Origin of the sequence: Streptomyces sp. NPDC004629, from assembly GCF_042873595.1 — a bacterium.
Classification (GTDB): Bacteria; Actinomycetota; Actinomycetes; order Streptomycetales; family Streptomycetaceae; genus Streptomyces.
This window is the reverse complement of the sequence record NZ_JBIALO010000014.1, coordinates 144190-157169: the sequence shown is the minus strand read 5'-3', so window position 1 is coordinate 157169 and position 12980 is coordinate 144190. Positions and strand designations below refer to the sequence as shown.

The window sequence follows — 12980 nt, the reverse complement described above, 5'->3', positions numbered from 1 at the left end:
GAGCTGCTACAGGTCTAGTCCAATCGAAAGGGTACGCCCGCCCGGCCCGGCCCCGCGAGATCGCCCCCGTCAGCCGAAGATGTTCAGCTCCGGTGCCGCCGCGCCCACCAGTTCGTACGACACCCCGGCGAGCGGCCTGCCCGCGTACAGCCGTACCAGCGTGGCGCTGTCCCCGATGAAGCGCGCCGGGGTGCGCGCCCCGTCGGCCGCGCCCAGCCGCAGCGGCTCGTCCACGTCGTCCAGGTCGGCGTGCACCGGCAGATGCCCCTTCTCGCGGGTCACCCAAGCCAGCAGGGCGAGCGCGTGCGGCGTCCCCGGCCCGGCGTAGGCACCCGGCACGCCGAACGTTTCGCGCAGATCGCCGGCGTGCACCCACTCGCCCAGCGCGATCATGTCCAGCACCCCGCCGGCCCGCGCGATCAGCGGCCCGGCCTCGGTCATCCCGCGCTCCAGTTCGTCGACGACCTGCGCGTGCGTGCGCTCGGCACGTTCGGCGATGTCCCGCTCGTTCGACTCGGGCGAGAACACCCCTCGCTCGAAGCGGTTCTCCACCACCCGCGTCAGCACGGCCGCGCAGTGCGCGAGCACATCCCGTACGGTCCATCCCGGGCAGGCCGCGATCGCCCGCGCGAAATCCGCGTCGGGCAGGGAGCGGAGCAGGGGCAGCAGGGCGTCGCGTTCTACGGCGAGCAGCCGGCCGGGCAGTTCGGGGTCCCGTGGTTCGTGTGTGTCGGTCATGGCCCCCACGGTAGGGCTCCGCCGGTTGGCTGACGACGGTGAGGGGGCTGGTGCGTCGTCGATCCGTGCGGGCACGTCGTGGCTTGTCGCGCCCACGCGGCGGAGCCGCATATCAATACAGCCCCGCGCCCCTAGCGGGGCGGAGCCGCATCTTCGATGCAGGCTCATGTTGGTTCGGGGTGCGGGAGGATGGGGGGATGGTTGATGTTGAGGGGTTGCGGGGGCGGTGGAGCAGGGCTCTGGTAGGGGTTCGGGGGGCCGGTGGTGGGCCCGATCCGGCGGCGTACGCGGATCGGCTGCTCGCCCGCTGGCAGGAGCCGCAGCGTCGGTATCACACGCTCGCGCATCTCACCGCCGTCCTGGACCACGTCGACACCCTGGCGGAGTACGCCGCCGACCCCGACGTCGTACGCCTGGCCGCCTGGTTCCACGACGCCGTCTACCTCCCCGACCGCTCCGAGAACGAGGAGCGGTCGGCCCGCCTCGCCGAGCGGGCGCTGCCGGAGGCCGGCGTCCCGGCGGACAGGACCGCCGAGGTGGCCCGGCTGGTCCGGCTCACCGCCACCCACGACCCGGCCGCGGACGACCGTGACGGACAGGTGCTGTGCGACGCCGATCTGGCCATCCTGGCGGCGCCGCCGGCCGCGTACGCCGCCTACACCGCGGCCGTCCGCGCGGAGTACCACTTCGTTCCGAACGACGCCTTCCGGGACGGCCGCGCCGCGATCCTGCGCCAGTTGCTGGAGCTGCCCCGGCTGTTCCGCACCCCGTACGGGCAGCGTGAGTGGGAGCCGACCGCCCGCTACAACCTCTCCGCCGAGCTGGAGCTGCTCACCGGCTGACGGGCGGGGAATGCCGTGAGCAGCGCGGATGTTCGCACCCGGTATGCCCGCACCCGACATACGCTCCGCCCGTATGCCCCTCGCCGTCCGCATTCTGGGACTGTCCGTCTTCGCCCTCGGCACCAGCGAGTTCATGCTCTCGGGCCTGCTGCCGGCCGTCGCCGACGACATGAACGTGTCGATCCCCCGGGCCGGCCTGCTGATCTCGGCCTTCGCGATCGGCATGGTGGTCGGCGCGCCCCTGCTGGCCGTGGCCACGCTGCGGCTGCCCCGCCGTACCACCCTCATCGGCCTGCTCGCCGTGTTCGGCCTGGGCCAGGTCGCGGGCGCGCTCGCCCCGTCGTACGGGGTGCTGTTCGCGTCCCGCGTGGTCAGCGCGCTGGCCTGCGCCGGTTTCTGGGCCGTGGGCGCGGCGGTGGCCGTCGCCATGGTCGACGCGGGCGTACGGGCCCGCGCGCTCGCCGTGATGATCGGCGGACTGTCGGTCGCGAACGTCCTCGGTGTCCCGGCCGGCGCCTTCCTCGGCGAACACCTCGGCTGGCGCTCGGCGTTCTGGGCCGTCGCGCTCGCCACCGGCATCGCGCTCATCGGCGTCTCCACGCTCGTGCCGCGCATCCCGCTGCCCGCCGAGCGGCCACGGCTGCGGCGGGAGCTGCGGATCTACCGCGACCGACAGGTCCAGTTCGGCATCGTGCTCATCGCGCTGGCCGCGGGCGGTGTGTTCTGCGCCTTCAGCTATCTCGCGCCGCTGCTCACGGACGTGGCCGGGCTCTCCGACGGCTGGGTGCCGACCGTGCTCGCGCTGTTCGGGATCGGCGCGATCGCCGGTACGACGGCCGGCGGCCGGATCGCCGACGCGCATCTCTTCGGTGTCCTGCTCTCCGGGACCGCGGCCTCGACGGTGATCCTCGTCCTTCTCGCGCTCCTCGGCCAGGTCGCGGCGGCCGCCGTCGGCTGCTCCCTCCTCCTCGGCTTCTCCGCGTTCTTCACCGCGCCCGCCCTCAACGCCCGCCTGTTCAACGTCGCTTCGGCCGCCCCGACGCTGGCCGGCGCCACCACCACGGCCGCGTTCAACCTGGGCAACACCGGCGGCCCCTGGCTCGGCGGCACCGTCATCGACGCCGGCCTCGGCTATGCGTCGCCCGCCTGGGCGGGCGCGGGCCTCACCCTCACGGCGATCGGCGCGGCCGGCGTCTCCCTGCGGCTGCACCGCCGTGCGTCCGCGTCCCGCGTCGTCGCCGGGGCCGACGCCGGCCAGCCGGAAAACCAGGTTCGCGCACCGATCCGATGACCTAGTCTGCGCCGCATGCAGGAAGTGGGCGGGGACCAGGTGAACGAGGCCGTAGCGGGTTGTGTGGCGACGCTGCGCACGGCGGTGGACCGGGACTGGACGGCGGTGCGGGCGGGCCGGCTGGACTGGAGCGTCCGGCGGACCGCCGTGCATGTCGCGAGCGATCTCATCGCGTACGCCGGGCAGTTGGCGGGGCGGGCACAGGACGCGTACGTCCCCTTCGACATCACCCTCGACGGCGAGGGCGACGAGGGCATGCACGCGGCCGACAACGCCGGCGTCCTCCAGGTGATCGAGACCACCGGCGTGCTGCTCGCCACCACCGTCCGCACCACCCCGCGCGAGGTGCGCGCGTTCCACCCGTTCCCCTTCGGGAGCGCGGACCGTGCGGGCTTCGCCGCGATGGGCATCGCCGAGGTACTGCTGCACACGCACGACATGGCCGCGGGGCTCGGGCTGCCCTACGAGCCGCCGGCGGAACTCGCCGAGTCCGTCCTGGCCTGCATCTTCCCGCACGTCCGGCCCGGCCCCGCGCCTTGGCCGACGCTGCTGTGGGCGACCGGCCGCGGCGAGTTGCCCGGCCGGGCCCCGGTCACCGGCTGGCGCTGGTACAACAACCTGGTCGTCCCGGCCAGGCGGCTCACCCTCCAGGGCGTGCGGCCCGCCGCCGCGCGCGATCTGCGGCTGGGCGGCGACGGCGGCTTCGACTGGATCGACGGCGGGCCGTACCAGGGCACCCGGGACGCCGCCGGGATGCTGGTCGAGGCGTATGAATCCGGGTCGCACCGGCCCGAGTTCGGGCTGTTCGTGGTGGTGCGCCGGGACGACGGCCGGGCGGTCGGCGGCCTGGGCTTCCACTCCGCCCCGGACGAGGACGGCCGCGTGGAGATCGGCTACGACCTCGTCGAGGCCGCCCGCGGCCGGGGCTATGCGACCGAGGCGCTGGGCGCGCTGGCCGAGTGGGCGCTGGCCCGGGACGAGGTGGACCTGCTGTTCGCGCGCGTCGACCATGCCAATCTGCCGTCGCAGGGCGTGCTGGCCCGGACCGGGTTCGGCCGGGCCGGGGCGGCGGAGGAGACCGCGTACGCCGAGCGGCACGGCTCCGACCCTTCGCTCGGCCTGTACGTCCGCCGCGCCTGACAGCCCTCCGATCGACGCGCCCCCGCGGCGGCGCAGCCCCATGGCCGGCCCGACCTCGCGCCGCGCAACCCCTTCAGACAGCCCGGCCCTGAATCGCGGCCCCCTCGGGTAGCCCAACCCCGCAGCGCAACCCCCTCGGAGAGTCCGGCCCCACGGCGCGCAACCCCTTCAGACAGCCCGGCCTCACGGCAGGCAACCCCTTCCGGCAGCCCAGCCCCCTTCGGACAGCCCGGCCGCCACCACGCCGGCGGGCGTCAGGTCGGCGGGGGCGGTGTACGCCGTCACCATGGGTGCCTCATGAGGACGGCACTCCGCCTGTGGCCCGTCCCAGGGAGCCGACCGCCGCGACCTTCACGCCCGCCTGGTGGCAGACCCAGTGCGGGTCGGGGCCGAGTTCCGGCTCGACGTCCAGCGCGTGCGGGTCGCCGGAGCCGCACACCGGGCACAGCGGCCAGCGTCCGTACCGCTCAAGCAGCGCGTCCTGCACGTCCTGTGCGACCAGTCCGGCCACATAGGCCGCCCCGTCCGGCCACTGCTCGACCCACCAGCGGCGCTGCGCGACCGAGTCCTCGACCAGCGAGACCACGTCCGCCTCGGCGACCTCTCCGGCGACCAGGTCGGCGAGCACGCGGGCGCGAGCCGTGTGCAGGGCACGTTCCAGCGGGTTGATGGGTTCCATGGACCCATTGTGCGTGGTCTTGACCCCGACACCAGCCGAAAATACCTTTCATCTGTGACCCAGGACATGAAGGAAACTTTCGGCAAACCGGGCGGCCCGGGAAGCGCGCCGCCGGCCCCGGCCGCCCTCACCGCCAAGGTGCGCACGCTCGCCCCCACCATGACCCGTTCGATGCAACGTGTCGCCGAGGCCGTGGCGGGCGATCCGGCCGGCTGCGCGGCCCTCACGGTCACCGGGCTCGCCGAACTCACCGGCACCAGCGAGGCCACGGTCGTACGGACGGCCCGGCTGCTCGGCTACCCGGGCTACCGCGACCTGCGGCTCGCCCTCGCCGGCCTGGCCGCCCAGCAGCAGTCCGGCCGCGCCCCCGCCCTCACCACCGACATCGCGGTCGACGACCCGATCGCCGACGTCGTCGCCAAGCTCGCCTACGACGAGCAGCAGACCCTCGCCGACACGGCCGCCGGGCTCGACACCGTGCAGCTGGGCGCGGCGGTCGCCGCGCTCGTCGGCGCACGGCGCACCGATGTGTACGGGATCGGCGCGTCCGGGCTGGTCGCCCAGGACCTCACCCAGAAGCTGCTGCGGATAGGGCTGATAGCCCACGCCCACAGCGATCCGCATCTCGCGGTGACGAACGCGGTGCAGCTGCGCTCCGGGGACGTGGCCATCGCGATCACCCACTCCGGCTCGACGGGGGACGTCATCGAGCCGCTGCGCGCCGCGTTCGAGCACGGGGCCACCACCATCGCCATCACCGGACGGCCGAGCGGACCGGTCACCCAGTACGCCGACCACGTGCTCACCACCTCCATCTCCCGGGAGAGCGAGCTGCGGCCCGCCGCGATGTCCTCCCGGACCAGTCAACTCCTCGTCGTGGACTGCCTGTTCATCGGAGTGGCGCAGCGCACGTACGAGACCGCCGCGCCCGCGCTGGCCGCTTCCTACGAGGCGCTGGCCCACCGGCACCGCTGAGCGCCGAGCGCTCCGCCGGCCGGGCCGTTGTGCGTCGTCGTTCGGCTGCCGCAACACCGTGGCTGGTCGCGCAGTTTCTCGCGCCCCTTTCAGGCCGCTGCCGGACCGCGGCGGACTTCGCACGCCCCCACCCGCACCGAAGGCACAAGAAGCACGGAAAGAGCCGCCCGTCATGACCTCCACGTCCGACCACCGTCAGCTCCGCGCCGAACTGGAGACGCTCACCACCGAGGCCTTCCGGCCCGAACTCGCCGGCATCGACAGGCTGCCCACCCTGGAGATCGCCCGGCTGATGAACGGCGAGGACGCCGCCGTGCCGTCCGCCGTCGCCGCACGCCTCCCGCAGATCGCCGCCGCCGTCGACGCGATCGCCGCGCGCATGGCCCGCGGCGGCCGGCTGGTCTACGCCGGCGCGGGCACCGCGGGCCGCCTCGGCGTCCTGGACGCCTCCGAGTGCCCGCCCACCTTCAACACCGACCCCGCCAGGGTCGTCGGCCTGATCGCGGGCGGCGCCGAGGCGATGGTGACCTCCGTCGAGGGCGCGGAGGACTCGAAGGAACTGGCCCGCAAGGACCTCGACTCGCTCGCGCTCGGCTCGGACGACACGGTGGTCGGCGTCTCCGCCTCCGGCCGCACCCCGTACGCGATCGGCGCGGTCGAACACGCCCGCGCCCTGGGCGCCCTGACCGTCGGCCTGGCCTGCAACGCGGACAGCGCGCTCGCGGCGGCGGCCGAGCACGGCATCGAGGTCGTCGTCGGCCCCGAGCTGATCACCGGCTCGACCCGGCTGAAGGCCGGCACGGCGCAGAAGCTGGTCCTCAACATGCTGTCGACGATCACGATGATCCGGCTGGGCAAGACGTACGGGAACCTGATGGTCGACGTGCGCGCCTCCAACGACAAGCTGCGCGCTCGCTCCCGCCGTATCGTGGCCCTCGCCACCGGCGCGGCCGACGAGGAGATCGTGCGGGCCCTGACCGAGACCGGCGGCGAGGTGAAGAACGCGATCCTGGCCATCCTGGCCGGTGTCGACGGCCCGACGGCCGCCCGCCTTCTGAAACAGTCCGACGGCCATCTGCGCGCCGCGCTGCCAGACACGACCGACTGACCCGCGTACGCGGACCGGCCCCCCGCGAGCATCCGGTCCGTCGCCCGTCCGGGTTCAGCCGCGGCGCGATAACGGCCGGACTCCTCCGGTACACCGACCGTCCCACCGCCGGGTCGCTGTGCCCGCGAGCGGCGCCTCCGAGAGCGCCTGCCGACGGAGTTCCGGGACGGCCGACGGCGGAGTTCTGGGAAGGCCGACGGCCCAGTCCGAGAACGGCTGACGGCCGAGGCCGGGAGCGGCTGCACCGCTTGCGTTGTCGCGGCCGGGGCGGCGATCGGCCGCTGTGCCGCATCCGGTATGCCCTTGGCCGTGCGGAGTTCGGCGGCGCCCTTGTCGTTCGGGGAGCCGGTGCTCGCCGGCGTGCTGAGGCCTTCGGGGTCGGGATGCGTGCGGGAGCGGCAGTCGGGCGTGATCTCCCCTCGTGCGTCCGGTGGTTCGGGCACAGCCGAGTCCGGAGGCAGCCGACGGCCCAGTCCGGGAACGGCCGACGGCCCAGTCCGGAGACGGGTGACCGTGGGGTCCGGAGACGGGTGACCGTGGGGCGGGCCGGGTGTGGGGGGAGGTCCTGGGGTGCGGCTTCTGGCGCTCGTTGCCGCCCACCAAGCCGCGGCGACGGGGTGTGACATGCCCGAGGGCGGCACTCCCTGGGGTTCAGGGAGTGCCGCCCTCGGTGTGTGGCGGACGGGTCCGATCCTCGGGAAGGATCAGAAGTCCATGTCACCGCCCGGCATGCCGCCCGGGGCGGCCGGAGCGGCCTTCTCCGGCTTGTCGGCGATGACGGCCTCGGTGGTGAGGAACAGCGCAGCGATGGACGCGGCGTTCTGCAGGGCGGAACGCGTCACCTTCGCCGGGTCGATGATGCCCTCGGCGACCAGGTCGACGTACTCGCCGGTCGCGGCGTTCAGGCCGTGACCCGGGGTGAGGTTGCGGACCTTCTCGACCACGACGCCGCCCTCAAGGCCGGCGTTGACCGCGATCTGCTTGAGCGGGGCCTCCAGGGCGAGCTTCACGGCCTGCGCGCCGGTCGCCTCGTCACCGTCCAGCTCCAGCTTCTCGAAGACGTTGGTGGTCTGCAGCAGGGCCACGCCACCACCGGCGACGATGCCCTCCTCGACGGCCGCCTTGGCGTTGCGCACGGCGTCCTCGATGCGGTGCTTGCGCTCCTTGAGCTCCACCTCGGTGGCGGCACCGGCCTTGATGACGGCCACGCCGCCGGCCAGCTTGGCCAGGCGCTCCTGGAGCTTCTCGCGGTCGTAGTCCGAGTCGCTGTTCTCGATCTCGGCACGGATCTGGTTGACCCGGCCGTTGACCTGCTCGGAGGAGCCGGCACCGTCGACGATGGTGGTCTCGTCCTTGGTGATGACGACCTTGCGGGCGCGGCCCAGGAGGTCCAGGGTCGCGTTCTCCAGCTTGAGGCCGACCTCCTCGGAGATGACCTCGCCGCCCGTGAGGATGGCGATGTCGCCGAGCATGGCCTTGCGGCGGTCGCCGAAGCCCGGGGCCTTGACGGCGACGGACTTGAAGGTGCCGCGGATCTTGTTGACGACCAGGGTCGACAGGGCCTCGCCCTCGACGTCCTCGGCGATGATCAGCAGCGGCTTGCCCGACTGCATGACCTTCTCCAGGAGCGGGAGCAGGTCCTTGACGGAGCTGATCTTGGAGTTGGCGATCAGGATGTACGGGTCGTCGAGCGACGCCTCCATACGCTCCATGTCGGTGGCGAAGTACGCCGAGATGTAGCCCTTGTCGAAGCGCATGCCCTCGGTGAGCTCAAGCTCAAGGCCGAAGGTCTGCGACTCCTCGACGGTGATGACGCCTTCCTTGCCGACCTTGTCCATGGCCTCGGCGATCAGCTCGCCGATCTGGGTGTCGGCGGCGGAGATGGAGGCCGTGGAGGCGATCTGCTCCTTGGTCTCGACGTCCTTCGCCTGCTCCAGCAGGGCGGCGGAGACGGCCTCGACGGCCTTCTCGATACCGCGCTTCAGGGCCATCGGGTTGGCGCCGGCGGCGACGTTGCGCAGGCCCTCCTTGACCAGGGCCTGGGCGAGGACGGTCGCGGTGGTCGTACCGTCACCGGCGACGTCGTCGGTCTTCTTGGCGACTTCCTTGACCAGCTCGGCGCCGATCTTCTCGTACGGGTCCTCCAGCTCGATCTCCTTGGCGATGGACACACCATCGTTGGTGATCGTGGGGGCGCCCCACTTCTTCTCAAGGACGACGTTGCGGCCCTTGGGGCCGAGGGTGACCTTGACGGCGTCGGCGAGCTGGTTCATACCGCGCTCAAGGCCGCGCCGCGCCTCCTCGTCGAACGCGATGATCTTGGCCATGTGAAGTGGTCCCTCCAGGACTGGGGGTGATTCCTTCGGACCGCGCCCGCGCCCGCGACGGACGGCTCACCGGCCTTGTGGTTCCTTGCCCCACCCGGCCTGCGGGCCTCACCGACCCGGTCCTTCATTGTCACTCTCACCTTCAGAGTGCTAACGCCAATGATTAGCACTCGACCCACCCGAGTGCAAGATGCGGCCGTGCCGCGGGTCCGTCGCGGGGGGTGCGGCCGGGTGGTGACGACGGGGCGCGCGCCCCCGGCACGACGGCCCGGACACCGCGGTACGGGCCCTGCGGCATGGGCACGGCGAAGGGCCCGCACCCCGGGGGGTGCGGGCCCTTCGCGTTGAGAATGTTCAGGCGGTGAGGCGAACCATGTCGGCCTGCGGGCCCTTCTGACCCTGCGAGATCTCGAACTCGACCCGCTGGCCCTCTTCCAGGGTGCGGTAGCCGTCCATCTGAATCGCGCTGTAGTGGACGAAGACGTCCGCACCACCGTCGACCGCGATGAAGCCGTACCCCTTCTCCGCGTTGAACCACTTGACGGTGCCCTGAGCCATGCCTAACTCCCCTATTACTGGCCCTTGCACAGATCCACACTTCGCGGACCCGGGTCAGACCTCACCCCCCAAGGTTGGGGGCGTGCGCCGGAACGCGTCGACCGCGGCTGAATGTATCTGTCCAACTGCCGTCTGCAACAGGTCAGTCGGACGAGAAATCTGGACGTACTCGGTCGGGAATCTGCCGAGAATTCGGCAGAATTCAGGGCAAGTCGGGCCCTATAAAAGGAATAAAAGCCGCGAAGAACGCATGGACTTTGGCGACTTCTTGGCGGCTGCGCGGATTGAATCCGGGGCTTCCGACCCGGGGGCCGGGAACGCGTTCCCCAACTCTACCGCGCTCAACCCCACTGAATGGCCCCCTCCGCTTCTCTCACGGAGGGGGCCATCTGATGAACAGCCGGTAACCGAAGTTACCGAGGGTAAGGGACCGTCAGCCGCCGGCCACCGCCGGGATGATGGACACGCCCGCACCGTCCGGCGTCGCCGTCTGCAGGCCCTGCTCGAAGCGGACGTCGTCGTCGTTGACGTACACGTTCACGAAGCGGCGCAGCTTGCCCTGGTCGTCCAGGACGCGTGCGGAGATGCCGGTGTGGTTCTTCTCCAGGTCGGCGATCACCTCTGCGAGGTTCGCGCCCTCGGCGCTCACCTCCGACAGGCCACCCGTGTAGGTACGCAGGATGGTGGGGATGCGAACGGTCACGCTCATGCGAGGCCAGCCTCTCGGAAGGAGTCCAGGTTCGGGCGGATGGTGGCGGTCAGGCCGGTGCCGGCCACCGCGTCGAGGGTCTTGAGGCCGTCGCCGGTGTTGAGGACGACCGTGGTGAGCGCCGGGTCGAGGACACCCTGCTCGATGAGCTTCTTCGTCACACCCACGGTGACACCGCCGGCCGTCTCCGCGAAGATGCCCTCGGTGCGCGCCAGCAGCTTGATCGCGTCGACGACCTGCTCGTCCGTCACGTCCTCCACCGCACCGCCCGTACGGCGCGCGATGTCCAGTACGTACGGCCCGTCGGCCGGGTTGCCGATCGCCAGGGACTTGGCGATCGTGTTCGGCTTCTGCGGGCGGACCACGTCGTGACCGGCCTTGAACGCGGTGGACACCGGCGAGCAGCCCTCGGCCTGCGCGCCGAAGATCTTGTACGGCCGGTCCTCGACCAGACCCAGCGCGATCAGCTCCCGCAGCCCCTTGTCGATCTTGGTGAGCTGGGAGCCGGAGGCGATCGGCACGACGAGCTGGTCGGGCAGCCGCCAGCCGAGCTGCTCGCAGATCTCGTACGCCAGGGTCTTGGAGCCCTCCGCGTAGTACGGGCGCAGGTTGACGTTGACGAAGCCCCAGCCCTCGCCCGCCGGGTCGCCGATCAGCTCGGAGCAGAAGCGGTTCACGTCGTCGTAGTTGCCCTCGATGCCGACGAGGTCACCGCCGTAGATCGCGGCCATGACGATCTTGCCCTGCTCCAGGTCGTACGGGATGAACACACAGGAGCGCAGGCCGGCCCGGGCCGCCGCGGCGCCGACGGCCCCGGCGAGGTTGCCGGTCGAGGAGCAGGACAGGGTCGTGAAGCCGAAGGCGCGCGCCGCCTCCAGCGCCTGGGCGACCACCCGGTCCTTGAAGGAGTGCGTCGGGTTGCCGGAGTCGTCCTTCACATACAGGCCGCCGGTGACGCCGAGTTCGCGGGCCAGGTTGTCGGCCTGGACCAGCTTGGTCCAGCCCGGGTTCAGGTTGGGCTTTTCGGCCACGTCCGCGGGGACGGGCAGCAGCGGCGCATAGCGCCAGATGTTCGCGGGACCCGCCTCGATCGTCCGGCGCAGCTCCTCGGTGTCGTACACCGAGAAGTCGTACGCGATCTCCAGCGGGCCGAAACACTCCTCGCAGGCGAACACCGGGCCGAGCGGCACCCGGTGACCGCACTCGCGGCAGCTGAGGGCCGCGGCGGTACCGAGGTCCACCGACTGGTTCGTGGTGCTTGCAACGGTCTGCACAGCCATGTGAGGCGAGGCCCTTTCTCCTCATCTTCCTCACGACGCATCTCGCCGTGAGACGGATTTGGCACCTTCCCTAGCCGGGAGCCTCGCGGAAACGATCGGCTTGCGCAGCGATCAGTACGAGTACCGGCTGGAGGGTTGCCGGGGCTTCATCGGGCCGTATCCCTCTGCCCCTCTGGATGAGCTGTATGCGGTTGTGAACGCCGAAGACCCCCGACATGCGATGGTCATCCGCGTTGTTCAAGACTGTAACCGACGGCCTGGACAGTTGAGATAGTCGTCCGAACCGCGAGATGGATCACACAGGCACCAGGTGTGATCACGACAGTGAGGAGCAGCTGACTGTGCTGGAAGAAGTCGAGCGCTGGCTGGCCACCCGCTCCTGGTCCGTGACCGACCGGCCGCTGCACAAGATCCTCGCCGCGAAGCAGCGTACGGGCCAGTCGGTCTCCGTCGTGCTGCCCGCGCTCAACGAGGAGGAGACGGTCGGCGACATCGTCGCCGTCATCCGGCACGACCTCATGCGGCAGGCGCCGCTGGTCGACGAGATCGTCGTCGTCGACTCGGGGTCCACCGACCGCACCTCCGAGGTGGCCGCCGCGGCGGGCGCCCGGGTGGTGCACCGCGACGCCATCCTGCCGCGGCTGCCCACCGCGCCCGGCAAGGGCGAGGTCCTGTGGCGCTCGCTGCTCGTCACCGGCGGGGACATCGTCTGCTTCGTCGACGCGGACCTGCGGGAGTTCTCCTCCGACTTCGTCACCGGGATCGTCGGGCCGCTGCTCACCGAACCGGACGTCGACCTGGTCAAGGCCATGTACGACCGCCCGCTGGCCGGCGCGGCCGGCCAGGGCGGCCGGGTCACCGAGCTGATGGCCCGACCGCTGCTCAACCTGCACTGGCCGCAGCTGGCCGGTTTCGTGCAGCCGCTCGGCGGCGAGTACGCGGCCCGCCGTTCACTGCTGGAGCGGCTGCCGTTCCCCGTCGGATACGGCGTCGAACTGGGCATGCTGGTCGACGCCCTGCACCTGGTGGGCCTTGACGCCCTCGCCCAGGTCGACGTCGGTGTGCGCAAGCACCGGCACCAGGACGGGCAGGCGCTGGGCCGGATGGCCGCCGCGATCTACCGCACCGCGCAGCTGCGGCTGGCCCGCGGGCACCTCGTGCGGCCCTCCCTCACCCAGTTCGAGCGGGGCACGGACGGCTTCGAGCCGCGCACCTACCCGGTGGACACGGAGGAACGGCCGCCCATGCTGCAGATCACGGAATACGCCACCCGCCAAGTGGCCTGACCCCACAACACACAGCCCCCAAAAACAGGACACGGCCCGAAATACGG

General features: G+C 71.6%; 12 protein-coding genes and 1 riboswitch. Of the genes, 6 read left to right on the top strand and 6 right to left on the bottom strand.

Annotated elements, in window-relative coordinates; genetic code table 11:
• Positions 1–69: 69 nt before the first annotated feature.
• Positions 70–738, bottom strand: a complete 669-nt coding sequence (locus ACFYTE_RS22790; RefSeq protein WP_388713249.1) for a maleylpyruvate isomerase family mycothiol-dependent enzyme — start codon at positions 736–738, stop codon at positions 70–72.
• Positions 739–935: 197 nt separating this feature from the next.
• On the opposite strand from ACFYTE_RS22790, the gene ACFYTE_RS22785 reads away from it, so the two are divergent.
• The 3 genes from ACFYTE_RS22785 to ACFYTE_RS22775 all read left to right on the top strand — a co-directional run bounded on the left by ACFYTE_RS22785 (position 936) and on the right by ACFYTE_RS22775 (position 4011).
• On the top strand, positions 936–1580 hold the full coding sequence (locus ACFYTE_RS22785; RefSeq protein WP_388713246.1) for a hypothetical protein: 645 nt from the start codon (positions 936–938) through the stop codon (positions 1578–1580).
• A 73-nt stretch (positions 1581–1653) separates the two neighbouring features.
• A complete protein-coding gene (locus tag ACFYTE_RS22780) occupies positions 1654–2871 on the top strand; it encodes a Cmx/CmrA family chloramphenicol efflux MFS transporter (protein ID WP_388713244.1) in 1218 nt (405 codons plus the stop codon).
• Positions 2872–2886: 15 nt separating this feature from the next.
• The gene (locus ACFYTE_RS22775) at positions 2887–4011 is read left to right on the top strand and encodes a GNAT family N-acetyltransferase (RefSeq protein ID WP_388713241.1); all 1125 of its coding nucleotides are present in this window, start codon (positions 2887–2889) and stop codon (positions 4009–4011) included.
• Positions 4012–4306: 295 nt separating this feature from the next.
• On the opposite strand, the gene ACFYTE_RS22770 is transcribed toward ACFYTE_RS22775, so the two are convergent.
• On the bottom strand, positions 4307–4690 hold the full coding sequence (locus tag ACFYTE_RS22770) for a hypothetical protein (RefSeq protein ID WP_388713239.1): 384 nt from the start codon (positions 4688–4690) through the stop codon (positions 4307–4309).
• 54 nt (positions 4691–4744) lie between these two features.
• Here ACFYTE_RS22770 and ACFYTE_RS22765 point away from each other — a divergent pair, with 54 nt between their 5' ends.
• Complete coding sequence (locus tag ACFYTE_RS22765; RefSeq protein ID WP_388713237.1) at positions 4745–5665, top strand: MurR/RpiR family transcriptional regulator; 921 nt, start codon at positions 4745–4747, stop codon at positions 5663–5665.
• A 172-nt stretch (positions 5666–5837) separates the two neighbouring features.
• A complete protein-coding gene (murQ, locus tag ACFYTE_RS22760) occupies positions 5838–6773 on the top strand; it encodes an N-acetylmuramic acid 6-phosphate etherase (RefSeq protein ID WP_388713234.1) in 936 nt (311 codons plus the stop codon).
• A gap of 704 nt (positions 6774–7477) precedes the next feature.
• Here the strand turns inward: murQ and groL are convergent.
• From groL to thrC, 4 genes are all read right to left on the bottom strand, one after another.
• The gene (groL, locus tag ACFYTE_RS22755) at positions 7478–9100 is read right to left on the bottom strand and encodes a chaperonin GroEL (RefSeq protein ID WP_388713231.1); all 1623 of its coding nucleotides are present in this window, start codon (positions 9098–9100) and stop codon (positions 7478–7480) included.
• Between the two features lie 354 nt (positions 9101–9454).
• Positions 9455–9658 carry a cold-shock protein gene (locus tag ACFYTE_RS22750; protein ID WP_219092312.1) on the bottom strand — a complete coding sequence of 68 codons (204 nt, stop codon included), beginning with the start codon at positions 9656–9658 and terminating at the stop codon, positions 9455–9457.
• A gap of 433 nt (positions 9659–10091) precedes the next feature.
• Positions 10092–10367 (bottom strand): MoaD/ThiS family protein, encoded by a 276-nt coding sequence (locus ACFYTE_RS22745; RefSeq protein ID WP_388713228.1) that lies wholly within the window; start codon positions 10365–10367, stop codon positions 10092–10094.
• Positions 10364–11647, bottom strand: a complete 1284-nt coding sequence (thrC, locus tag ACFYTE_RS22740) for a threonine synthase (protein WP_388713225.1) — start codon at positions 11645–11647, stop codon at positions 10364–10366. The genes ACFYTE_RS22745 and thrC overlap by 4 nt, the downstream gene beginning before the upstream one ends.
• An 18-nt stretch (positions 11648–11665) precedes the next feature.
• A riboswitch (SAM riboswitch) is annotated at positions 11666–11830 on the bottom strand.
• 158 nt (positions 11831–11988) lie between these two features.
• Between thrC and ACFYTE_RS22735 the strand changes: the two genes are divergently transcribed.
• Positions 11989–12933: a glucosyl-3-phosphoglycerate synthase gene (locus ACFYTE_RS22735; RefSeq protein ID WP_388713222.1), complete on the top strand. Its 945-nt coding sequence runs from the start codon at positions 11989–11991 to the stop codon at positions 12931–12933.
• Positions 12934–12980 lie beyond the last annotated feature (47 nt).